The following is a 23,361-nucleotide window of genomic DNA, read 5'->3' as shown; positions in this document are numbered from 1 at the left end:
ATTACCCCTTCAACTGGTCCAAAAATTCCCGGAAGCCGGCGGCGGTTTCCGGGTGCTTCAGGCCGATGGCGGCAGTGGCCTGCAGATAGCCGAGCTTGGAGCCGCAGTCGTAGCGCTGGCCGGCGTAGCGGTAGGCCAGCACGCGCTCGGCGTTCATCAGCGCGGCGATGCCGTCGGTGAGCTGGATTTCGCCGCCGCTGCCCACGCCCAGGTTTTCCAGGTGATCGAAGATGGCGCCGCTCAGCACGTAGCGCCCGACCACGGCCAGGGTCGACGGCGCCTCCTCCGGCTTCGGTTTCTCGACGATGCCCGACACCAGTTCCAGGTCGCTGCGATACGGCGTGGCGCTGACGATGCCGTACTGGCGCGTGTTCGCACGCGGCACGTCCTGCACCGCCAGCAGGCTGCACTTTTCGTATTCGTAGAGCTCGGTCATCTGGGCCAGCACCGGCTTGCCGCCGTCGGCATCCATGAAGTCGTCGGCCAGCAGCACGGCAAACGGCTCGTTGCCGACCACCGGGCGCGCGCACAGCACCGCGTGGCCCAGGCCGAGCGGGGCCGACTGGCGGATGTAGATGCAGGTGACGTTCTTCGGGATCACCTTGCGTACCACGTCCAGCAGCTCCTGCTTGTTGTGCGCCTCGAGCTCGGATTCGAGCTCGTAGGCCTTGTCGAAATGGTCCTCGATGGCGCGCTTGTTGCGGCCGGTGATGAAGATCATCTCGGTAATACCGGCCGCCACCGCCTCTTCCACCGCGTACTGGATCAGCGGCTTGTCGACGATGGGCAGCATCTCCTTCGGCTGCGCCTTGGTGGCGGGAAGGAAGCGGCTGCCGAGTCCGGCCACCGGAAAGACTGCCTTGCGAATCTGCGAAGTGCGCTGCGTCATGCGGTGCTTCCTTTGTTCAGGTTGGATTGCCCAGCAGCGCCAGCAGGCCTGCTTCGTCGAGCACGGTCACGCCCAGCGCCTCGGCTTTTTCCAGCTTGCTGCCGGCCTCGGCGCCCGCGACCACGTACGAGGTCTTCTTCGAGACCGAACCGGAGACCTTGCCACCGGCCGCCTCGATCAGCGCGCCGGCCGCATCGCGCGACATGGTCGGCAGCGTCCCGGTCAGGACGAAGGTCTTGCCTACCAGGATCCCTTGCGGCGCCTCGGCTTCCTCGGGCAAGGAGTCCAGCAGCTCGCGCCGCAGCGCCGACAGGTTCATCAGCGCCTCGCGGTTCGCCTCGACCGCCATCCACGATTCCAGCGAGGCGACCAGCGCTTCGGGCAGGCCGAATACGCCGAACACCTTCAGGAAGGCCAGGTCTTCCAGCGTACGGCCATCGAGCAGCTGGCGCGCGCGCGGCTCGGTCAGTTTCGGGATGCCGAGGGCGGCCAGCAAGCCGACTTCGTCCAGGCGTTCGCGCAGCGCCGCCTTCGGCGCGTGTTCGCCGGTGGGCGCGACGCCGGTGGCCAGCAGCGCGTTCAGGGCGATCTGGTTTTTTTCTTCGGCAAAGAAGTCGGCAATCGACTCGGCCACGGTGCCGCCGATGTCGGGCAGCACGCGCAGCAGCGCGGCCGGGGCGCGGCGCACCAGGGCCAGCGAACCGAGCCAGTCGGCCAGGGTCTTGGCCGTGGACTCGCCCACGTGGCGGATGCCGAGCGCGAACAGCAGGCGCTCCAGCGGCGGATGCTTGCTGGCGGCAATCGCGGCCAGCAGGTTGTCGGCCCACTTGGTTGCTACTTTGCCCTGTTTGACGGTCTCCGGCGTGGTGCCATCGCGCTCGTCGGCCGCACGCTTCATCTGCAGCAGATCGTCCAGCGTCAGCGTGTAGAGGTCGGCCACGCCGTGGATCAAATTGCACTCGACCAGGCTGTCGATGTAGCGGTCGCCAAGGCCCTCGATGTCCATCATGCGGCGGCCGGCAAAGTGGCGGATCGCTTCCTTGCGCTGGGCCGCGCAGGTCAGCCCGCCCGAGCAGCGCGCCACGGCCTCGCCCTCCTCGCGCACCACGTGCGAGCCGCACACCGGGCAGTTGGTCGGCAGCGTGTACACCATCGGTTCCGGCGTCGGGCGGCGCTCCAGCACCACCGACAGGACTTCCGGAATCACGTCGCCGGCGCGGCGCACGATCACGGTGTCACCAATGCGCACGTCCTTGCGGCGCACTTCGTCTTCGTTGTGCAGGGTGGCATTCGTGACGGTAACGCCGCCCACCGACACCGGCACCAGGCGCGCCACCGGGGTAATCGCGCCGGTGCGGCCGACCTGCACGTCGATGGCCGAGACCACGGTCAGCGCTTCCTCGGCCGGGAACTTATGGGCCAGCGCGAAGCGCGGCGCGCGCGACACGAAGCCGAGCGCGCGCTGGTCTTCCAGGCGGTCGACCTTGTACACGACGCCGTCGATTTCGTAAGGCAGCGTGGGACGCTTTTCCCCGATGCCGCGGTAGTAATCGAGCAGGCCGGCGCTGCCTTTCACGACCGCCCGTTCCTTCGACACCGGCAAGCCCAGACGGTCGAACCAGTCCAGCACCTGCGAGTGCGATGCCGGCATCTCGGCCCCTTCCAGCAGGCCGATCCCATAGGCGAAGAAGCGGAGTTTACGCTGGGCGGTGATGCGCGCATCGAGCTGGCGCAGGCTGCCGGCGGCGGCATTGCGCGGATTGGCGAATTCCTTCTGGCCGGCCTCGCGCTGGCGTTCGTTCAGCTTCTCGAAGTCGGCCTTGAACATCAGCACTTCGCCGCGCACTTCGAGCACGGCGGGAATATCGTCGCCATGCAGGCGCAGCGGAATCACGCGCACGGTGCGGATGTTGGCGGTGACGTCTTCGCCGGTGTAGCCGTCGCCGCGCGTGGCGGCCTGCACGAAGACGCCGTTCTCGTAGCGCAGGCTCATGGCCAGGCCGTCGAACTTCAGTTCGGCCGCATACTCGACCGCGCCAGCGGCCGCGCTCAGGTCGAGGCCTTCGCGTACGCGGCGGTCGAAGTTGTCGACGTCCTCGTCCTGGAAGCCGTTGTTCAGCGAGAGCATCGGCACCGCATGGGTCACCTGCTTGAACTCGGGGATCGGGGCGCCGCCCACGCGCGAGGTCGGGGTGTCGTTCGACACCGCTTCCGGGTGCGCGGCTTCCAGGTCCTGCAGTTCGCGGAACAGCTTGTCGTACTCGGCGTCGGGAATCGTCGGCGCGTCGAGCACGTGGTAGTTATAGATGTGGCGGTTCAGTTCCTCGACCAGCCAGGCCATGCGTTCGATATGATCCTGCGCTTCGCTCATGCCCACCTCAGCTGAACAGGCGCAGCGCGCGGGTGGAGCCGGCCGGGATGTCCGAGGCTTCCATCTCCGCATAGAACTCCTTTACCTGGCCGGCGATTTCTTCCAGGCTGGCGTCGAGCAGCGGCTGATCGAAGTCATCGACAACCGTCGCGTCCAGGCGCCCCACCAGGTCTTTCGCGCACCGGACCATGGCGCCGAAGCCGTCTCGGCTAGGCGCCACGCAAGGCACGTCGAGCAGCAGGGTCAAGCGGTCGGTCGTTTCGGCGCCCATGTTGACGTTGGTCGAGAGCGTGAACAGCACGCCGCCATGGCCGTCGGGCATGGCGAAGCGGCCATCGGGGCGCACGTCGAAGCCGGCCTTTTCCAGCGCGCCGATCAGGGTGCTCATCGGCCAGGCCGGGCCGTTCGACTTCAGGTTCACGCCCAGCTGGGCGTCGTGGCCGGCGACGAACTTGTGCAGGGTGCGCGCTTCGCTCATCACCTCGATCATGTCGGGCACGGCCGGCTCGGCGCCGATCTCGTCGGCCACGGCGCGCAGGCGCGTGACCAGTTCCGAGTATTCGAGTTCGTTCAGGGCCGTGGTGCGGGTCGCCATCTGCACGCCGGCCTGCAGCTCGGTGTAGACGCCGCCATGGACGATCGGCTCCCAGTCGCCGCTGACGGCCAGGCCGATGAAGTGGATCGGCTTGTTGCCGACCCGGCGCAGTTTCAGCAGCGAGGGCAGGATCTTGTCGCCGCGCGCCGCGCCTTCCAGCGCCAGCGGGATCATGCAGTCGATCAGCGGGTCGACCAGGCTCTCGGCCACTTCGGCCGGCGGCGGCCCGGCGGTCACGCCGGGCGGGGCGACGCTGGGCAGCGGCGCAGCAGGCGCCAGCGGATCGGCCGTCAAGGAGGCAGCGGAGGCCGCGGCGACCGTACCGGCGGCGCCGGCCACGCTGCCACCCGTGGCGCCCAGGTCCGGCGCCGCATTCGAGGGCGCGCCGAAGCTCGGCTCCATCGCCTCGGCGCCGGGCATGCCGACGTCGAGCACCGGTTCCTGGCGGTCGACGCCGACCGAACCGCTACGCATCAGGACGTCGTCATGGTCGGAGGCAAAGGCGCGTTCGACGGTTTTTCTCGCCTTGTACTCCTGCCACTTGTTGTAGGTGATGACGCCGACGACGAATACGCCGCCAGCCGCGATCAGGCTCATTTGGAAGTCTGTCATGCTGCTTGTGCCTCTTGTGCGAAGTGGGCGGCGGACTCCATGTCCACCGCCACGATGCGCGATACGCCCTGCTCCTGCATCGTCACACCGATCAGTTGATTGGCCATCTCCATGGCGATCTTGTTATGGGAGATGAAAAGAAATTGGGTATGTTCCGACATGCGCTTCACCATGCGGCAGAAGCGCTCGGTATTCGCGTCGTCCAGCGGCGCGTCGACCTCGTCCAGCAGGCAGAACGGCGCCGGATTCAGACGGAACATCGAAAACACCAGCGCCGTCGCGGTCAACGCCTTCTCGCCGCCCGACAGCAAATGAATCGTCGCGTTCTTCTTGCCCGGCGGCTGGGCCATCACCTGCACGCCGGCGTCGAGGATCTCGTCGCCGGTCATCACCAGGCGCGCCTGGCCGCCGCCGAACAGGATAGGGAACAGTTCCGAGAAGTGGTTGTTCACGCGGTCGAACGTATCCTGCAGCAGCTCGCGCGTTTCCTTGTCGATGCGGCGGATCGCGTCTTCGAGCGTGGCGATGGCCTCGTTCAGGTCGGCGTTCTGCGCATCGAGGAAGCGCTTGCGTTCGGTGGCCGTGGCCAGTTCGTCCACGGCCGCCAGGTTCACCGCGCCCAGCGCCGCGATCGCATTCGTCAGGCGCGTGACCTCGCCCTGCAAATACTGGGGTTTCAGTTCCGGGTTCAGCTTTTCGCCCAACTGCGCCACGTCGGCGCCGGTGGCGGCCAGGGCCTCGGCAAACTGCTCCTGATTCAGGCGCGCGGCCTGCTCCTTGAGCTGCATTTCCGTGATGCGGTCGCGCTGCGGCTGCAGGCCGCGCTCGTTGCCCATGCGCGACTCTTCCGCGTGGCGCAACTGCTGGGCCACCTGGTCGAGTTCATGGCGGGCATCGGCCAACGCGCGTTCCTGGGCGGTGCGGCGCTCCAGCAGTTCCTGCAAGCCTTCGTGGGCGGTGCCCGATTCCAGCGCCGTCAGTTCGGACTGGCCGGAGGCCAGGCTTTCCGCCACCTGGGCCGCCTGCTGACGCGCGGTGGCGATGCTGCGCCGCAGTTCCTCGATCTTCGCGCGGCCGGTCTTCTCCGCGAACAGGGTTTCCTGGGCGCCGCGTTCCAGCTCGCGCAGCTTGTCGCGTGCTTCGGCGAGGGCCGCTTCGCGCTGCAGGAACAAAGTCTGGCCGTCCTCGTGATTGCCCTGCAGTTCGGCCAGTTCCATGTCCAGCACTTCGAACTGTTCCTCGGCTTCGGCCTTGACCTGCTGCTGCTCGGCTTCCTGGGCGCCGATCTCGTTCAGGTCGAGGTCGATCTGGTGGCTGCGCTGGTTGAAGCGCGCCTCGACTTCGCTCTGGCGCACCACCTCGATCTGCAGCGCGTGCACTTCGCGCGTGAGGGTGCCGACGCGGGTGCGCGCATCCTGCAAGCGGCGCTGCAGGTCGGTGACGGCGGCATCGGCACGGGTGGCGCGGCTTCGTGCTTCGTCGAGTAGCAGAGCCTGCGCGCGCAGCTGCTTGGCCGTGTTGTCGATGTCGTGCTGGCGGCCGAGCATGCCATCCTGTTCGGCGTCGGGCGCGAAGAAGCGCACGCTCGATTGGGACACCATGTGGCCCTGGCGCGTGACGAAGGCGCCGCCCTGCGGCAGACGCGAACGCTCGGCAAAGGCGGTGGCCGCATCCTCGGCCACGAACACCAGGTGCAGCCAGTCGTTCAGCACGCCGCGCAGGCCGGGGTCGTTCAGTTTCAACAAATTCGCGAAGGGCTTCAGGCCGGGCGCTTCGGCAGCGGCTGGCGCACCCGGCGCCGGCGAATACAGGGCCAGGCGTGCCGGTGGCGCATCGGCGAGAAAAGCCCTGGCCCAGTCGATGTTCGATACTTCCAGCGCGCCGGTGCGTTCGCGCAGCACGGCTTCCAGGGCGGTCTCCCAGCCCTCTTCCACCTGCACCTGCTGCCACAGGCGCGGCAGGCCGCCCAGCTCGTGCTTCTGCAACCAGGGCGCGACCTTGCCCTGGGTTTGCACGCGTTCCTGCATCGCCTTCAGCGCGGACAGGCGCGCTTCCAGCTTGGCGTTCGCGCCGGACTCCTGCTGCACCTGGGCGTGGGCTTCGCGGCGCTCGGTTTCCACCGCTTCCTGGCGCTCGCTCGCTTCTTCCTGCAGCATGGTCTGCTCTTCCAGCGCCTGCTGCTTTTCTTCCAGCTGCATGCGCAGGTTGGCCAGGTGGCTGCTGTCGGGCGGGCTGAGGGCATTCTTTTCGCCCTGCAGGCGTTCGCGGCGCGTGGCCAGGCCGGTGAGGATGTTCGAAGCGTTGCGGCCATGCGCAGCGGCCAGTTCGATGCGCTGCTGGATCTGCATGATGCGCGCGCGCGATTCCTCGGCCTTGCGCTGGGCTTCGCGCCAGGCGGCGTCGAGTCCGGGCAGGCGTTCGCCGGCCGCTTCCACCGCAATCTGCGCGCCTTCCGCGCGCGCGGCCAGTTCCTCGACGTTGAAGCTGGCTTCCTCGATCTGCTCTTCGTATTCCGCGGCCTGCGCCAGCCAGCCGTCGCGCTGGGCGCTCAGGGTGCCGAGCTGGTTCTGCAGGCGCGTGCGCGACTCGATCACGAACTTGATTTGCGCTTCCAGGCTGCCGATCTCGGAATTGGTCGCGTACAGCGCGCCCTGCGCCGTGTGCAGGCGGTCGCCGACGGCGAAGTGGTGCTGGCGCAGGTGTTCGAGTTCGAGCTCGACGTTGCGCAGCTTCGCCGTCTGCTCTTCCAGGCTGGTCTGCGCTTCTTCCATCTCGCGGAACCAGCGCTTCTGCTCGGCTTCGGCTTCGTTCTTGCGCAGCAGCCAGAGCAGCTTCTGCTTTTCTTCCTGGTCGGCCTGCAGCTGATGGAAGCGGTTGGCCACAGCCGCCTGGGCTTCGAGCTTTTCCAGGTTGGCGTTCAGTTCGCGCAGGATGTCTTCCACGCGCAGCAGGTTTTCGCGTGTATCGGACAGGCGGTTCTCGGTTTCGCGGCGGCGTTCCTTGTACTTCGACACGCCCGCCGCTTCTTCCAGGAAGACGCGCAGCTCTTCCGGGCGCGACTCGATGATGCGTGCGATCATGCCCTGGCCGATGATGGCGTAGGCGCGCGGGCCGAGCCCGGTGCCGAGGAAGATGTCCTGGATGTCGCGCCGGCGCACCGGCTGGCTGTTGATGTAATAGGTCGAGGTACCGTCGCGCGTGAGCGTGCGCTTGACGGCGATCTCGGCGTACTGGCCCCACTGGCCGGCGGCCTTGCCCAGGCTGTTGTCGAACACCAGTTCGACCGAGGCCCGGCCCGAAGGCTTGCGGTGGGTAGAGCCGTTGAAGATCACGTCCTGCATCGATTCGCCGCGCAGTTCCGACGCTTTCGATTCGCCCAGCACCCAGCGTACGGCATCGATGATGTTCGACTTGCCGCATCCATTCGGGCCAACCACGCCGACCAGTTGCCCAGGTATCTGGAAATTGGTGGGATCGACGAAAGACTTGAATCCCGACAATTTAATGGAAGATAGTCGCACCTTGCTTCGGCTATTCGGGAATCGATGAAAGCCGCATCATACCATTTGTTGCTTGCTTTTCGGCCAAGTTTGCGGCATGTGCGAAACGCTGGAAAGCGCCCCGCCCGGACGCTGCTGCCGGATCAGCCCGGCCCCTGGAAATTGCGGTACAAGGCGGTGGCAGCAACAAGCGCCAGCAAGAGCAGTTTCAGGCAGGTGATCACCCTGGCGCGCCGCAGCGCGGAACGCCCCGGGCCGCTCGAGACCAGGGCCGCTTCGCGCGCGGCGCGGTCGTCCGGGTGCAGGTAGCATTCGTCGAGGCTGCGGAAGGTCTCGAAGTCGTCGTTGCGCACGCGCGCGCCGAGCAGCCGCGCCAGTTCGATCATCGCTTCCAGCAGGCGATCGTCGGGATTGCGCGCCCACAGCTCGTCGGCTTCGCACACGATGCGTTCGCGTTCGTCGCCCAGGGCGGGCATGACGATGTGCTCGCCTTCGCTGCCGGACAGGAAGGCCAGCTTGCCGCCCATGCCGGCGAGCGCACGCTCGATCTCCGGGCGGTGGATCGGCATGGCCTTGCCGGAGTGGGTGCGCAGGATGCGAACGTGATAGCCCATGGTCTTCCTGGTTGGAATCGGACGGCGATTGTAGCAAGAGCGCAAACGGACGATTGCGCTGCCTGCGAAGATGCAGCGCGACCCAGGCCGCCCTCGCTAAAAAACGTCGGCCATTTATAAGCAACAGCAAGTTCCTTTGTGCAATATACGCAGCTATAATGCTGTGAGATTGACAAGACATGCTTGCTGGTCGACGTCGCGCCGCCAGCCCTTCATCACGTCGATCCCGCCCTCCGACCTGACTGTTTCCGAAAGATCCGCGTGAACACCTCGACGCTTTTCTCCACCCTGGGCATGGCTGCCTTGCTGGCAGCACTGTGCTCTACCCCGGCCAGCGCCGCACCTGGCCCTGTCGATCCGCAGCGCGACAGCATTGCCGACGAGATCATCAACAGCGTGCGCACCGCCATCGGCGCCGGCAACTGCGATGCGGCGGTGAACCTCCTGAAGAGTGGCTTGAAATCCGGACGCCCGAAGGTATCCTTGCTGGCCGGATCGATGTATGAGCAGGGCTTGTGCGTGAAACGCGATTGGGACACCGCCGTCAGCTTCTATGCCCTGGCTGCCGATGGCGGCCTGAACCAGGGCGCCGACCGGCTCGCGGCAGGCTATGCCGACCCCGTCAACGGTCCCGACATTGCCGCCGCCCTGTGGTGGGCGCAGCGCGGGATGAGCAGGCTCGTCATCCCCTACTGCCCGATCAGCGATGAAGCCCTGAAGGACCCGGACCGCTTCGTCGCCGAAATCGGCACCTGGGAACCGGCGCGCCTGGCGACATGCAATTATGTGTTTGCTGTATCCAGCATGATGACGGCCGAGCTGGCCTATCCCGAGCTTGCCGCCGCTTTCAACATTGGTGCCGAGGTCAGATACATCTTTTATCCTGGCAAACCTGCGGTCGAGATCGAGAAGAGCGAGACGCAGGAATACGCCATGCTCGGCGTCATCGACGGCGATGCCTTGCGCTATCGGAACAGGAAGGACAAGACAGGCGGCTTCGAGAAAGCGGTCAACGATGTTGCCAAGCGCGCCCTTGCGCGCTATCCGCAGCCGCCCGGCATTTCGCCCGACGCCAAGGTGCATCTGGGTATGGGCTTCTTGATCGACCATCGATAGCCATGCTGTGGCCGCCTGGAACGTGCTCCGGGCCGGCCTGGTCTTACGTCCGCTAGCCGGCCGCGCGCTTCGGCCCCGGATCGTTGACGGCTTCCTGCATCGCTTCGGTCAGCACCCGGCCGACCACGCCTTCGACGGCCAGCACCCGGATGCTGCCGCAGCGCACGGCCTCGACCAGCTTTTCCGCTGGCAGCGAAAACGATTCCTGGCGCGCCGCGCCCGAGAAGATGAAGAGCGTGCGCAGCGGGCTGACCCAGGCCAGCTTGACCTTGCGCACACTGCCGTCGCGCTCCCTGAACTCGAGGCGCATGCCGCGCTCCAACTCATCGACAGTGCTGATTGCCGCGTCTTTCGGCGCTGCGTTATCAGGTGTCATTTCGTCGTGTGTCCGCTGGCCGCTTGTCCGTCCCTCGCCTGCCGGCCCGGCGAGCGCGCCTTGCTCCTGCTCGCGCTCTTGCTCGATGCTCGCCTGCTCCAGCGCGATGCGGCGCAGTGCGTCCTGCTGGGCCGCCTCCACCGCGAGTTCCAGCTGGCGCTCGGGTGAGAGCTCGATCGGCGCGCGCACGATCTGCAGATGGCATTCGGCCAGTTCGGCAAAGAATTGCAGGCGGTCCGCATCCTGCCACTTGATGGCGTCCAGCCACTTGTTCAGGGCGGTCAGCAAGGGCGGGAGCTTGGCGATCAGGGCCTTGCGTTGCTCCTGGGTCGCCTTCGGCTTCACGGTCCAGATCAGTTCGTCCATGGTCTGGGTGGCGTTTTCCACGGCGCCGGGGCGCTCCTCGTCGATCAGGTAGGCAAAGGTCAGCACGTCGACCCAGCGCTTGTCGAGGAAGGCCGACACCGTGGCCACCAGTTCGGCGTCGCCCAGGCGCAACGCCACCGCCTTGCGTGCCGAGCGGCCGGCCACGGTCTGCTTTTCCAGTTTCGTCGCGCGGGCGATCGGCTGAGCAATGGCGGCTTCGGCGGCACGCTCCTCGGCAGCCAGCTGGGCTTCGACCTCGGCCACCGCTTCGGCAAATGCTTGCGGCTCGGCGCCGGCTTCGCCGCCAGTGCGGCCGATGCGGTCGACGCCGCGGCGCATGGCCTGCAGCACCGGATCGTCGGGCGCCTGGCGCTGCTCCCAGCCCATGCGCGACAGCAAGTCGATCATGCGCCGTGCCGGGTGCGTTTCTTCGAAGAAGAAATTCTGGTCGAGCAAGGCCGCTTTCAGCACCGGCACTTGCAGGAAGCGGATCAGTTCGCGGGTTTCGAGCGGGATGTTGTCGTCGAGTAGAACCGTTTCGAAAATGCGCGACAGCAAATCGAGTGTGTTTTCCTCGCCGCGCGACAGGCTGCCCTGTGGCAGGCTCTGCTTCAGGCGCGGCAGGTAGAACACTTGGTGCGGGACGCTGGCGCCGGCGGCGTGGCCTGCATGCGACGCACTCGGCGCATTCGCCGCGTCCATCCTGCCCGCCGTGGGCAAGCCTGGCTGGGCCAGCTGCATGGAAGCGAGCAGGTCGAGCAGCGAAGCCGGCGCGCCCACGGCAGCCGGCATCCTGGCCGGCGCGGCGCCCTGCATGCTTGCGGCGTGCACGCCGGCCAGTGCGGATACGAAGCCCGGCGCCGCCGGCATGCCTGGGGCGGCAAGCTGGACTACGAAGCCCGGAACGGCGGCGGCGCCGTTGGCGGTGGACACGCTTGGTCCGGCCGGGATTAGCTGCACGCCAGCCACGGTGCCGGCTGGCGCCATTGGCGCTGTGCCTTGCCCGAGCGCCGGCACGCCGGCTTGCGCCTGGCCCGTTGCTGGGCCAGTTTGTACGCCAAAAGGTGCCCCCACCTGTGTGCCCGTGGTCGCGGCAACGGTCCCGGTACTGTTGCCGACAAGGTTTCCGGCGAAGTGTCCGGGGATGATCCCCGCACTGATACCGGCATGGGTCCCGAGGTCGGTCCCGGCAGTGGCGCCAGCATTGACACCGGCCTGCGCCGGCACCGAGGCGCTGGCGTCCTGCGGCGCCGCAGCCACAGCCGGCGCTGCCACCGCGAACCCCAGCGCCGAACTCGGGCGCCAGCCGCTGCCCTGGGGCATGTTCGGCAACTCGGGAATCAGCGGCACTGCCGGCTCGCCGTCGGCGCCGCCCAGCAGATTGCGCAATTGCTGGGCCAGCGCGGCATCCATGCCCGAGCGCCTGGCGCGCGCGGTGTCGCTGGACTTGCTGATATGGAAGCGCTCACGCGCCTGCTTGTTGCGGGCACGCAGTTCCTTGTCGGCCGCGTCCAGCAGCTCACCCAGGTCGAGGAAGATATCCGGCCTCAGCAGGGGCAGCAGCAGATCGTGGGAACCGGTGTCTGGCTCGAAGGCGCACCAGGCTTCGTGGATGGCGGTCAGGAACAGGTCCGGGCGCAGCGGATTCTGCGCGGGGCGCAGCACGTCGCGCCCGAGCAGCAGGCCGAGGCGCACGCAGAGGCTGGCCAGCACTTCCGAATGGGCGATCTCGAAGGGCCGGCACAGCGCGCCAAAGGCGACCTTGCTGTCCATGACCTCGATCGGCACCAGGCTCAGCGAATCGAGATCGGCATCGGGCTTGCTGGCCGGCGCCAGCTCCTCGGCCGCGGCGTCGAGATGGCGCGCCAGGGCTTCGCCCGCCAGGTGAATGAAGGCGTAGGAATTGGTCTTCAGCAGGTTACCGGCACGGGTGCGGCGGTAGGCGGACTGGGCGTCGTCGCCGGCCGTGGTCAGGTCGAGCAGGACGCTCACCAGGCGCGTGACCATGCCGCCCAGCTGTTCGCCGGCGCCGCGCGCCGCATTGCGGGCGAGTTCTGCCACAACCTCGCGCGCCGGCGTCGCGGGCTGGGGCTTGCTGGATGTCTCGGTGTTAGCTTGAGCCATGGTGAATTCCTTCGGCGTGGGGGCGCCGCTCCTGCCATTGTTGCACATTATTGCCATGTGGCAATAGCCCATTTACATATTTCCCGGCCGTGCGCATGCCGACTGTGGCGCCCTGCGCTGCTTGCGGCCGAGAATAACTTAACGGCAGGTTTTCTGTTGAGCTTGAACAAATTCGGCGCATTTCCTTTCCATAACATTGCTAGGTTCCTCCTTCCGCCTTCTCCCCATTTGTCCAGGAGCGCCCCATGAAGACCATCCGCCGGCTCGACAGCAGAATCAAGATCCACCTCGCCTTTGCCCTCTTCTTCCTGTTGTATGCGCTCGAAGTCGTGCAGCTGGGTGCGCAGGACGGGCGCCCGCTCCTGCACCTGGGCGTGCTGGGCCCGCTGGCCCTGGGCCTGGTCCTGGCGCTCGGCTTTGCCAGCTGGCTGGCAGGCGACACGCAGCGTGCCCTGCGCGAGGCCGGCGCCCTGGCGCAGCGCCTGGCCGACGGCGACCTGCGCGTGCGCGTCGACACCCCGCAACACGGCGAAGCCGGCAAGCTGATGGCGGCCATCGCCGCACTGGCGACAAAGCTGGCGGCCGTGGTGAAAGAGGTGCGCGCCGGGGCCGAAGGCATCGGCACGGGCACCGGAGAAATTGCAACCGGCAATATGGACCTGTCGGCGCGTACCGAGCAGCAGGCCGCCTCGCTGGAAGAAACGGCGTCGTCGATGGAGGAATTGACGGCGACCGTGCGCCAGAACGCCGACCACGCGCACGAAGCCAGCCGGCTGGCGGTGTCGGCATCGGAAGTGGCGGTCAAGGGTGGCCAGGTGGTGGCGGACGTGGTCGGCACCATGGCCTCGATCAACGATTCCTCGAAGCAGATCAGCGAAATCATCGGCGTGATCGACGGCATCGCCTTCCAGACGAATATCCTGGCCCTGAACGCGGCGGTGGAGGCGGCGCGCGCCGGCGAGCAGGGGCGCGGCTTCGCCGTGGTCGCCTCGGAAGTGCGCAGCCTGGCGCAGCGCTCGGCGGCGGCGGCCAAGGAAATCAAGGCCCTGATCGACGATTCGGTGGCCAAGGTCGATGCCGGCACCCAGTTGGTCGACAAGGCCGGCAAGACCATGGAGGAAGTGGTGAGCAGCGTGAAGCGCGTGACCGACATCATTGCCGAGATTGCGGATGCGAGCATGGAGCAGACCGCCGGCATCGAGCAGGTGAACGGGGCGATCGCGGCGATGGACCAGGCCACCCAGCAGAACGCGGCCCTGGTCGAGGAATCGGCGGCGGCGGCCACGGCGGTGCGCGAGCAGGCGGCGGCGCTGGCGCGCGCAACGAGCGGCTTCGTGCTGGCCAACGATGCGTCCGCGCTTGCTCCGGCCAGGGAAAAGCTGTCGGACAAATCCGTAACGCCTGCCCCAGCCAGGCTGGCCGGCAAGCCGCGCCAGGCGCCGGCAACGCCCCGCCCCGCCCCGGGCGCCAAACCCAAAACCAGCAAATCGGCGCCCGCCGCAGCACGCGCAGCGGCCAAGACCGACACGGATTGGGAAGAGTTTTAAATAAAACGCACGAATTACATTGACGTATTTGAGGATGCGCTTATTTTGAATATGTAGGAGTTTCCCCTACACGGGCTCAGGCGGTCATCCGATACCTCTTCCACTGCGTGGGTCGCATGATGGCGCTACCGAATTGACTGCCTATCGAAACGCAGTAGTTCGGCGAGTGACGTATTTCTCTACATTGAAAGGAAATAATCATGGCCTCGAATCAAAACAAAGGTACGCAAGGCGGCACCCCTGAGCAACACGCGGCAGCCGGCCGCCAGAGCCACAAGAACGACGCAAACAAGCAGTCCGGTTCGGGCTCGGGTTCGCGTTCGGGATCAGGCGCGGGCACCCGCGGCGGCACGCCCGAGCAGCATGCCGCAGCCGGCCGCCAGAGCCACAAGAACGACGGCAACAAGCAGTCGGGCTCGGGTTCCGGCTCGCGTTCGGGCTCCAGCTCGGGCAACAGCATGCGCGATGACGCATCCGAGCAGAACCTCGAACTCGGCCGTCAAAGCAGCAAGCGCAAGCGCTGATGCGCCTGCACGCCGCCTGATGAAAAGGCGCTAAATAAAAAGCCTGGCGCACCGAGCAGCCAGGCTTTTTTTATTTCGATTCGATTATCCGGATGACTGCAATATTCAACTATTTGCAATCATTGCCTTGCAGGCAAATGTTTTATTGTCGAGTTAACCCGAGTGCAAATACTATTTGCATTTGGCGCCCGATCGATTAATGCAATACGGTGCGGCCTATTTACGCCGGGGCCGCATCGGCAATATGCTCAGCAATAAAAAGAAAAAGCCGGCGAGGACCGCATCGTATCCTGATGCATTTCCCTGCCGGCCTGTATGCGCAAATGCTTCAGATATTGCGCAGGATCGCGCCTTTCGGCGGCGCGAAATCGGCCACGTCGTCGATCATGCGCGCCGTTTTCGCATCGCGCGAATTCAGGTGCAAATCGGAATACTGGTGGATCGCCCACTGGTCCGGCGTCAATTCGATGTGCTTGCGCAGGATGGACTCGGTACGCGCGTCGTCGGCGCGCAAGCCCTCGACGATGATGTTCAGCGCATCCGGGCGCGAGCCCGGCGAGGCCGTGGCGTGCGATTTATGCACCATGAAGCGCGCCGTGTCGCTGGCATAGCGCCGCGAACCGGCCAGGTACATGATGACCGCGATCGAGGCCACCGCCCCGCCGTTGTACATCACGAATTCGATCGGCGACTTCGACATGAAGTTGTACAGGCACAAGCCGTCGCTGACGTAGCCGCCATTCGACTGCACCAGCACGTGGGCCGTTTCGATCCCGTCCTCGGTCATGTGGCCGACCGCCTCGAATACCCGGTGCACCATGTCGCTGTTGACGTCGCCAGACAGCGTGAACCAGGCTTCCTTGTCGTGTTTGGTTTGATCTTCGCTCATCGTTTTTCTACCCGCAAAGTGACAACCCCAGTGTAACAAATGGAGGAAAAAGCCCGCGCGCATGCTCGCCAACGGTGCGCGCCCTCTCCTTTCATTGACACGGCTGCACGAGTAACATATTCTCCACAGTCTTGATCGGGAGAGGGCAGATTCCACGCTGCCGCCGAAGGGGCATCACCCAAAAACTCTCAGGCAAAAGGACCGGTCAGGGGACGGCGCGCACGGCGCACCGGACCAACTCTGGAGAGCGGCCAGCAACCCTGGCCCACCGAAGGGGCAGGCGGATTTCCGCTATCTCTCAGGTACCAAGGACAGAGGGGCGCGCAGCCGACGCCAGGCCACAGGGCCGGCGCGGCCGCTCCCTTATTCAATCTGCCCAGAGGATTCCATGACGCTCCAAGCGACCCCGCTCAATTCCGCACACCGCGCCGCCGGCGCCAAGATGGTCGACTTCGGCGGCTGGGACATGCCGGTCAACTACGGTTCGCAAATCGAAGAGCACCACGCCGTGCGCACCGATGCCGGCATGTTCGACGTCTCGCACATGTGCGTGGTCGACCTCGAGGGCGCGAATGTGCGCGCTTTCCTGCGCGGCCTGCTGGCGAATAACGTCGATAAACTCCAGGTGCCGGGCAAGGCCCTGTACTCGGCCATGCTGAACCCCGAAGGCGGCGTGATCGACGATTTGATCGTCTACTTCTTCCGCGAAGACTGGTTCCGCCTGGTCGTGAACGCCGGCACCGCCGAGAAGGACGTCGCCTGGATGCGCCAGCAGAACGACGCCACGAACAGCGGCCTGACCATTACCCCGCGCCGCGACGGCCTGACCGACACCACGAACGCCATCGCCCTGGTCGCCGTGCAGGGCCCGAACGCCCGCGCCAAGGTGTGGGAAGTGCTGCCGCAAACGAAGGCGGCATCGGAAGCCATGAAGCCTTTCAACGTCGTGATCGTGCCGGATACCGCCTTCGGCGAAGCCATGGTCGCGCGCACTGGCTACACCGGCGAAGACGGCTTCGAGATCGGCGTGCCGGCAACCCAGGTCGAAGCGCTGTGGAATGCCCTGATTGCCGCCGGTGTGAAGCCGGCCGGCCTGGGCGCGCGCGACACGTTGCGCCTGGAAGCCGGCATGAACCTCTACGGCCAGGACATGGACGACAGCGTGAATCCGCTCGACGCCGGCCTGGGCTGGACCATCGACCTGGTGTCGGAGCGCGACTTCATCGGCAAGGCGGCCCTGCAAGCCAAGGGCCAGAATGCCCAGTTCGTCGGCCTGATCCTGCGCGAAAAAGGCGGCATCCTGCGCGCGCACCAGAAGGTGATCGCCGCATCCGGCGAAGGTTCGGAGAAATTCGGCGAAATCACCAGCGGCACCTTTAGCCCGAGCATGCAGCAGGCGATCGCCCTGGCGCGCGTGCCGATGGACGTGCAGGTCGGCGACACCGTCCACGTCGAGATCCGCGACAAGAAGCTGGCCGCCAGCGTGGTCAAGCTGCCGTTCGTGCGCAACGGCAAAGTGCTGGCTGTTTAATACACGCGATACCCGATTTATAATCACGCACCATCCCAAACCAGGAGTCTTTTACATGAACATCCCAGCCGACCTGAAATACACCGAGTCCCATGAGTGGGTCCGCCTCGAAACCGACGGCACCCTGACCGTCGGCATCACCGAGTACGCGCAGGACGCACTGGGCGACATCGTGTTCGTCGAACTGCCGCAGGTCGGCAAGACCTTCACCGCCGGCGACGACGCCGCCGTCGTGGAATCGGTGAAAGCCGCCAGCGACATCTACGCGCCGGTCTCGGGCACCGTCACCGCCGTCAACCAGCCGGTTGCCGACGCCCCGGACTCGATCAACAGCGACGCCTACGGCGCCTGGTTGTTCAAGCTGCAGCCGCAGGACGCGAATGCGATCAACGGCCTGCTGGACGCCGACGCTTACGGCAAGACCACCGACAACTGATGCACCGCATGGGGACGGCTCGGCCGTCCCTTTTTGCATGAGCACTTGCATTCGCACTTCGCCGCACCCATCTCCACTTCCCCGGCGCCACCGCGCCAGCACCTTCTCTCGGCCTTTACCATGACCCGCACCAGCCTCCTTGACCTCGAAGCACGCGATTCCTTCATCCCGCGCCACATCGGCCCATCGGAATCCGAACAGGCAGCCATGCTGTCGACCCTCGGCTACGACACGCGCGAAGCGCTGATCGATGCCGTCGTTCCCGCCAACATCCGCCGCAAGGACACCCTGGACCTGGGCCAGTTCGTCGAACCGCGCAGCGAAGAAGAAGCGCTGGCCACCCTGAAGGCGCTGGCCTCGAAGAACAAGGTCATGAAGTCGATGATCGGCCAGGGCTACTACGGCACCTTCACGCCGAAGGTCATCCTGCGCAACATCTTCGAAAACCCGGCCTGGTACACCGCCTACACGCCTTACCAGCCGGAGATCTCGCAGGGCCGCCTGGAAGCCATCCTGAACTTCCAGCAGATGATCACCGACCTCACCGGCATGGGCATCGCCAACTCGTCGATGCTCGACGAAGGCACCGCCGCCGCCGAAGCCATGACCCTGATCCAGCGCGTCGGCAAGTCGAGCTCGAAGGTGTTCTACGTAGCCGAGGACGTGCTGCCGCAGACCCTGGAAGTGATCCGCACGCGCGCCCTGCCGATCGGCGTCGAAGTACGCAGCATCGCCCCCGCCGACATCGAGAAGCTGGAAGACACCTGCTTCGGCGTGCTGCTGCAATACCCGGGCGTGAACGGCGAAGTGCGCGACTACCGCGCCGCCTGCGAACACCTGCACGCGATGGGCGCGATGGTCGTCGTCGCTGCCGATTTGCTGGCCCTGACCCTGCTGGCCGCGCCTGGCGAATGGGGCGCCGACGTGGTCGTCGGTAACAGCCAGCGCTTCGGCGTGCCGCTCGGTTTCGGCGGCCCGCACGCCGGCTACCTGGCCACCCGCGACGAATACAAGCGCTCGATGGCCGGCCGCCTGGTGGGCGTGACCGTCGACGCGCAAGGCAACCAGGCCTACCGCCTGGCCCTGCAGACCCGCGAACAGCACATCCGCCGCGAAAAGGCGACCTCGAACATCTGCACCGCCCAGGTGCTGCTGGCCGTCATGGCCGGCATGTACGCGGTGTACCACGGCCCGCAAGGCCTGAAGCGCATCGCCCAGCGCGTGCACCGCCAGACGAGCATCCTGGCCGCCGGCCTGAAGTCGCTCGGCCACGACGTCGTCAACCACACCTACTTCGACACCCTGACCGTGCGCACGAGCGACGCCGAAGCGCTGCTGGCGAACGCTGCCGCCCAGGGCATCAACCTGCGCCGCGTCGACGGCACCCACGTCGGCATCTCGCTCGACGAAACCACTACCCGCGACGACCTGGCGGCACTGTTCTCGGTGTTCGGCAACGGCGCCTCGGTTGATCTCGACGCGCTCGACGCCGACGCCCAGGACGCCTACCCGGCCGCCCTGCAGCGCACGACCGCCTACCTGACCCACCCGACCTTCAACCGCTACCACGCCGAGCACGAGATGCTGCGCTACCTGCGCTCGCTGGCCGACAAGGACCTGGCGCTGGACCGCACCATGATCCCGCTCGGTTCGTGCACGATGAAGCTGAACGCGACCTCGGAAATGATCCCGGTCACCTGGCCCGAGTTCTCGAACATGCACCCGCTGGCGCCGGAAGACCAGTCGGTCGGCTACCGCGAGATGATCGCCCAATTGGAAGCGATGCTGTGCGCCGCCACCGGCTACGCCGCGATTTCGCTGCAGCCGAACGCGGGTTCGCAGGGCGAATACGCGGGCCTGCTCGTCATCCAGAAGTACCACCAGTCGCGCGGCGAAGGCCACCGCAACGTCTGCCTGATCCCATCGTCGGCGCACGGCACCAACCCGGCATCGGCCAGCATGGTCGGCATGAAGGTCGTGGTCACCGCCTGCGACGAGAACGGCAACGTCGACCTGGCCGACCTGAAGGCCAAGGCCGAGCAGTACTCGAAGGACCTGGCCTGCGTCATGGTTACCTACCCGTCGACCCACGGCGTGTTCGAGGAAGGCATCCGCGAGCTGTGCGACATCGTGCACGCGCACGGCGGCCAGGTCTACATCGACGGCGCCAACATGAACGCCCTGGTCGGCGTGGCCGCGCCGGGCGCCTTCGGCGGCGACGTCAGCCACCTGAACCTGCACAAGACCTTCTGCATCCCGCACGGCGGCGGCGGCCCGGGCGTCGGCCCGATCGGCGTCGGCGCCCACCTGGCTCCGTTCCTGCCGAACCAGCTGTCGACCGGCTACGTCCGCAACGAAGCGGGCATCGGCGCGGTGAGCGCGGCGGCCTACGGCTCGGCCTCGATCCTGCCGATCTCGTGGATGTACATCGCGATGATGGGCGCCGAAGGCCTGACCGCCGCGACCGAAGTGGCGATCCTGAACGCCAACTATATCGCGCGCCGCCTGGCCCCGCACTACCCGGTGCTGTACACCGGCCACGACGGCCTGGTTGCGCACGAGTGCATCATCGACCTGCGTCCGCTGCAGGACAAGACCGGCATCAGCAACGAAGACGTGGCCAAGCGCCTGATGGACTTCGGCTTCCACGCCCCGACCATGAGCTTCCCGGTGCCGGGCACGCTGATGATCGAGCCGACCGAGTCGGAATCGAAGGCGGAACTGGATCGCTTCATCGAGGCGATGATCACCATCCACGCCGAGATCGTGAAGGTCGAGCGCGGCGAGTACGACAAGATGGACAACCCGCTGAAAGGCGCTCCGCACACGGCCGAGGTGGTGACTGCGGATGACTGGCAGCACACCTATACGCGTGAAGTGGCGGCGTTCCCAGTGGCGTCGCTGCGCAAGAAGAAGTACTGGCCGCCGGTGGGGCGTGCGGACAACGTGTACGGCGACCGCAATCTGTTCTGCGGCTGCGCACCGATCAGCGATTACGAATGATGTGATTCTGGGTTGGTAACCGAAGCCCCGCCGCGTGCGGGGCTTTTTCGTTTCCGGAGTAGAGACGTCAATCGTACGGTGGGCACTCCGTGCCCACGCGGGTACGTGCGCATCCTTTTGCCTGCTAAGGGGGATGGTTCGCTCCGCGGCTTGGCGAGCACTGCAAGCGTTGGCGTGACGCTCTTGCAAGCGCCGCAGCCACGCGGCGGTTTCGATCATACGAACGCCAACAATGATCATCGTTCCGCGTGGGCACGGGGTGCCCACCCTACGGTAGTCGCGTTGCAACGTGACCAGGACCCGGGACGTCAACGTAGGGTGGGCCGGGCCGCGCAAGGCACTCCGTGCCCACGCGCTTACGTGCGTGTCCTTTTGCCCACTGCCGCGACTATTCGCTCCGCGGCTCAACCATCAATGCGAACGTTAGCGAGATGCTTTTGGAGGAACCGCGGGGCCGCAGCTTTCTCGACCCGAGCGCTGCCAACAATGACCGCCATTCCGCGTGGGCACAGCGTGCCTAGCGCGGCCCGGCCCACCATACGGGATACGCCGCCGGCCTCAATCCCGCCGCGAGGCCAGATGCAAATGCGGCCGCGGATGCCGCCTCCTCTCTGCCGCCACTTCCAGCGCCCCCTCCTGCGTCACCAGCCGCGACCAGGTCTTCACCGCCCCCTGCTGCGCCTGCGCGGGCTGCGCCGGCGCCGTACCCGGCTCGCCCGCCGCCACCTCGTCCAGCCGGAACGCCGACACCGCCCGCGACAGCGTCAACGCCTGCATCTGCAAGGTGCGCGCCGCGTCCGCCGCTTCTTCCACCAGCGTCGAATTGCGCTGCGTGACCTGGTCCATCTGTACGATGGCCTGGTTCACTTCGTCCAGCCCGCTGGCCTGCTCCAGGCTGGCCGAACTGATCTGGCTGACGATGTCCCCCACCTGCTGCACCGACATGGCCAGCGTCGCCATGCTGCTGCCGGCCTGCGCCGCGCAGGCGGTGCCGCCCTCGATCTCGGCCACCGACTGCGCCACCAATTCGCGTATCTCGCGCGCCGCACCGCCCACGCGCAGCGCCAGCGAGCGCACCTCGCCCGCCACCAATGCGAACTCACGCCCGCCTTCGCCCACGCGTGCCGCTTCCAGCGCCGCATTCAGGGCCAGCGTGCCGGTCTCGTTGGCGATGGCGTCGATCTGGCCGACGATGTCGCCGACCCGGCGTGCACTGCCCTTCACCGTTTCCATGGTCGTCACCAGGCGGTCGACCACGCTCTCGCCCTGCAGCGCCGCGCTTGACGCCGATGCGGCCAGGCGGTTCGCGGCCTGGGCGCTGTCGACGGTCTGGTGCACGGTGGCGGCCAGTTCCTGCATCGACGACGCCGTATGCTCCAGAGAACTGGCGCGGAACACGGCGCGCGTGGTGAGGTTCAGGTCGCGCAGCGCGATCTCGCGCGAGGCGCTGCCGATCGAGCGCGCCGACTCCAGGATGGTGCGCAGCGTGCCGTTCAGGTTGCGGATGCTGGCGTCGAGTGCGCGCGAGGTGTCGGCGATCTCGTCGTTGCCATATACCCGGTCCTTGACCGTCAGGTCGCCGCTGGCCAGGTCGACCGCCGCCGCGCCGATGCCGCGGATTTCCGCCAGCAGCGCGCGCCGCACCGCCATCGTGATGCGCAAGGACACCAGCACCGCCAGCAGGATCACGCAGGGCGTGGCCAGGGCCATGGCGCGGAAGTCGCTGGCGGCGCTGTCCGAGGCGGCGCGCGACAGCGCCTGCTCGTGTGCCGACAATTCGGCCAGGCGCCGGGCCACCACGGCAAAGGCGCTGTCGGCCTTGCTCATGGCGTTCGCGCCGATCGACTGGTCGTCGCGCACGATCTCGAGCACGTCGCGCACCGCGGCCGTGTAGATGCGGTAGGCCTCCAGCGCCTGCTCGACGTAGCGGCGCTCGGCGTTGCCTGCTTCGGTCTGGCGCGCTAGCGCGGCCAAGCCGCCCCTGGTCTGGGCGTGCTGGCGGTCGATATCGCGCATCAGCGGTTCGATCCGGGTTTTCGGGAAGCTGCCGGCGATCCAGGTCTGCAACTGGTACACCTGGGCGTGGCCGCGCTGGGCGCCCGCCACCAGCTCGCTGGCGGCGCGCATGTGACTGGCGCGCTGGTTGACGATCACTTCCAGCGACGCGTTCTGGCGCACCATCGCGTAGTAGCCGCCGGTGGACAGCAGCACCAGTAGGACCAGCACGACGGCCGGCGCGAGCAGCAGCTTGGGGCCGATCTTCAGGCGGGCTAGCATGGGCGGGCAGGGAAAGAGGAGAAGGACGGCACGGCCGGGCCGGCCGCAACGGGGGAAAACGGAAGAGTCATCATGAGGCCCTCGATGTGATCAACACGCAAAATTTCTTCAGCGCATTTGACCAATCTAAGTCATCCGTCCGGGCGCGCTCTTGCGCAAAATCAAGACCCTCCGCGCCGCGCATCCCGGCTGTGGCGCCGTGGACAATTCCGGCGCCACAGTTAAACTAACGCCATGAAGACATTCGCCGTCCACCTGGTCCGGCACCGGCGCCTGCTGGCGCTGGGCGGGCTGTCCCTGCTGCTGCACCTGCTGGTCCTGGCCTGGATCGGCAGCCGTCCCGACGCCGCGCCGCGCCAGACGCAGGGCATGCCGCTCGCCCTGCGCCTGGAGCGCTCGGCCACGGTTGCGGCGCAACCGCAGCTGCAGCCGCAGCCGGCGGCGCGCGCAGCCGCGCCCCAGGCAACGACAAGGCCGCCAGCCCAGGCCAACTCGGCGCCTGCCGCCCCGGCGCCGGCCCTGCCGCAGCTGCAATCTCTGGCGCCGGCCGATGCGCAAGTCAGTTCCGCTTCCGGGTCCCCCACCCCTGTC

The 23,361-nt window shown here is 66.6% G+C and carries 14 protein-coding genes, 1 pseudogene and 2 riboswitches; of the genes and pseudogenes, 7 read left to right on the top strand and 8 right to left on the bottom strand.

Translation table 11 applies throughout. The features are described 5' to 3' along the window. Position 1 precedes the first annotated feature (1 nt). From galU to LK540_RS23290, 5 genes are all read right to left on the bottom strand, one after another. Entirely contained in the window at positions 2-889 is an 888-nt protein-coding gene (gene galU / locus LK540_RS23310) for a UTP--glucose-1-phosphate uridylyltransferase GalU (protein WP_229439789.1), read from the bottom strand. A 16-nt stretch (positions 890-905) separates the two neighbouring features. Beyond that, positions 906-3,260 (bottom strand): NAD-dependent DNA ligase LigA, encoded by a 2,355-nt coding sequence (gene ligA, locus LK540_RS23305; protein WP_229439788.1) that lies wholly within the window; start codon positions 3,258-3,260, stop codon positions 906-908. A 7-nt stretch (positions 3,261-3,267) separates the two neighbouring features. Further along, positions 3,268-4,467: a cell division protein ZipA C-terminal FtsZ-binding domain-containing protein gene (locus LK540_RS23300; protein WP_229439787.1), complete on the bottom strand. Its 1,200-nt coding sequence runs from the start codon at positions 4,465-4,467 to the stop codon at positions 3,268-3,270. Further along, positions 4,464-7,988: a chromosome segregation protein SMC gene (smc, locus tag LK540_RS23295; protein ID WP_229439786.1), complete on the bottom strand. Its 3,525-nt coding sequence runs from the start codon at positions 7,986-7,988 to the stop codon at positions 4,464-4,466. The genes LK540_RS23300 and smc overlap by 4 nt, the downstream gene beginning before the upstream one ends. 122 nt (positions 7,989-8,110) lie before the next feature. Continuing rightward, positions 8,111-8,581 (bottom strand): hypothetical protein, encoded by a 471-nt coding sequence (locus LK540_RS23290; RefSeq protein WP_229439785.1) that lies wholly within the window; start codon positions 8,579-8,581, stop codon positions 8,111-8,113. 183 nt (positions 8,582-8,764) lie between these two features. Here LK540_RS23290 and LK540_RS23285 point away from each other — a divergent pair, with 183 nt between their 5' ends. Beyond that, entirely contained in the window at positions 8,765-9,697 is a 933-nt protein-coding gene (locus LK540_RS23285; RefSeq protein WP_229439784.1) for a hypothetical protein, read from the top strand. Between the two features lie 52 nt (positions 9,698-9,749). On the opposite strand, the gene LK540_RS23280 is transcribed toward LK540_RS23285, so the two are convergent. After that, the gene (locus LK540_RS23280; protein WP_229439783.1) at positions 9,750-12,563 is read right to left on the bottom strand and encodes a DUF1631 family protein; all 2,814 of its coding nucleotides are present in this window, start codon (positions 12,561-12,563) and stop codon (positions 9,750-9,752) included. A 245-nt stretch (positions 12,564-12,808) separates the two neighbouring features. On the opposite strand from LK540_RS23280, the gene LK540_RS23275 reads away from it, so the two are divergent. Both LK540_RS23275 and LK540_RS23270 read left to right on the top strand, forming a co-directional pair. Beyond that, on the top strand, positions 12,809-14,110 hold the full coding sequence (locus tag LK540_RS23275; RefSeq protein ID WP_307729201.1) for a methyl-accepting chemotaxis protein: 1,302 nt from the start codon (positions 12,809-12,811) through the stop codon (positions 14,108-14,110). Between the two features lie 200 nt (positions 14,111-14,310). Continuing rightward, on the top strand, positions 14,311-14,634 hold the full coding sequence (locus LK540_RS23270) for a hypothetical protein (RefSeq protein WP_229439782.1): 324 nt from the start codon (positions 14,311-14,313) through the stop codon (positions 14,632-14,634). Between the two features lie 328 nt (positions 14,635-14,962). On the opposite strand, the gene LK540_RS23265 is transcribed toward LK540_RS23270, so the two are convergent. Continuing rightward, a complete protein-coding gene (locus LK540_RS23265; protein ID WP_229439781.1) occupies positions 14,963-15,523 on the bottom strand; it encodes an ATP-dependent Clp protease proteolytic subunit in 561 nt (186 codons plus the stop codon). Positions 15,524-15,649: 126 nt separating this feature from the next. Further along, a riboswitch (glycine riboswitch) is annotated at positions 15,650-15,737 on the top strand. Positions 15,738-15,753: 16 nt separating this feature from the next. Further along, positions 15,754-15,848, top strand: a riboswitch (glycine riboswitch). Between the two features lie 63 nt (positions 15,849-15,911). Between LK540_RS23265 and gcvT the strand changes: the two genes are divergently transcribed. From gcvT to gcvP, 3 genes are all read left to right on the top strand, one after another. Further along, a complete protein-coding gene (gcvT, locus tag LK540_RS23260; RefSeq protein ID WP_229439780.1) occupies positions 15,912-17,054 on the top strand; it encodes a glycine cleavage system aminomethyltransferase GcvT in 1,143 nt (380 codons plus the stop codon). Positions 17,055-17,109: 55 nt separating this feature from the next. Next, positions 17,110-17,490 (top strand): glycine cleavage system protein GcvH, encoded by a 381-nt coding sequence (gene gcvH / locus LK540_RS23255; protein ID WP_229439779.1) that lies wholly within the window; start codon positions 17,110-17,112, stop codon positions 17,488-17,490. A gap of 120 nt (positions 17,491-17,610) precedes the next feature. Next, positions 17,611-20,493, top strand: a complete 2,883-nt coding sequence (gene gcvP / locus LK540_RS23250; RefSeq protein ID WP_229439778.1) for an aminomethyl-transferring glycine dehydrogenase — start codon at positions 17,611-17,613, stop codon at positions 20,491-20,493. Positions 20,494-21,051: 558 nt separating this feature from the next. Here the strand turns inward: gcvP and LK540_RS23245 are convergent. Continuing rightward, a complete protein-coding gene (locus tag LK540_RS23245) occupies positions 21,052-22,770 on the bottom strand; it encodes a methyl-accepting chemotaxis protein (RefSeq protein ID WP_229439777.1) in 1,719 nt (572 codons plus the stop codon). A gap of 234 nt (positions 22,771-23,004) precedes the next feature. Between LK540_RS23245 and LK540_RS23240 the strand changes: the two are divergent. After that, positions 23,005-23,361 (top strand): annotated as a pseudogene (locus tag LK540_RS23240) (hypothetical protein); the annotation flags it as partial.

This window comes from Massilia sp. IC2-278 (assembly GCF_020708045.1).
Taxonomy (GTDB): domain Bacteria; phylum Pseudomonadota; class Gammaproteobacteria; order Burkholderiales; family Burkholderiaceae_D; genus Telluria.
Note: the sequence above shows the minus strand (reverse complement) of the source record. Positions and strands in the feature narration are given on the sequence as shown.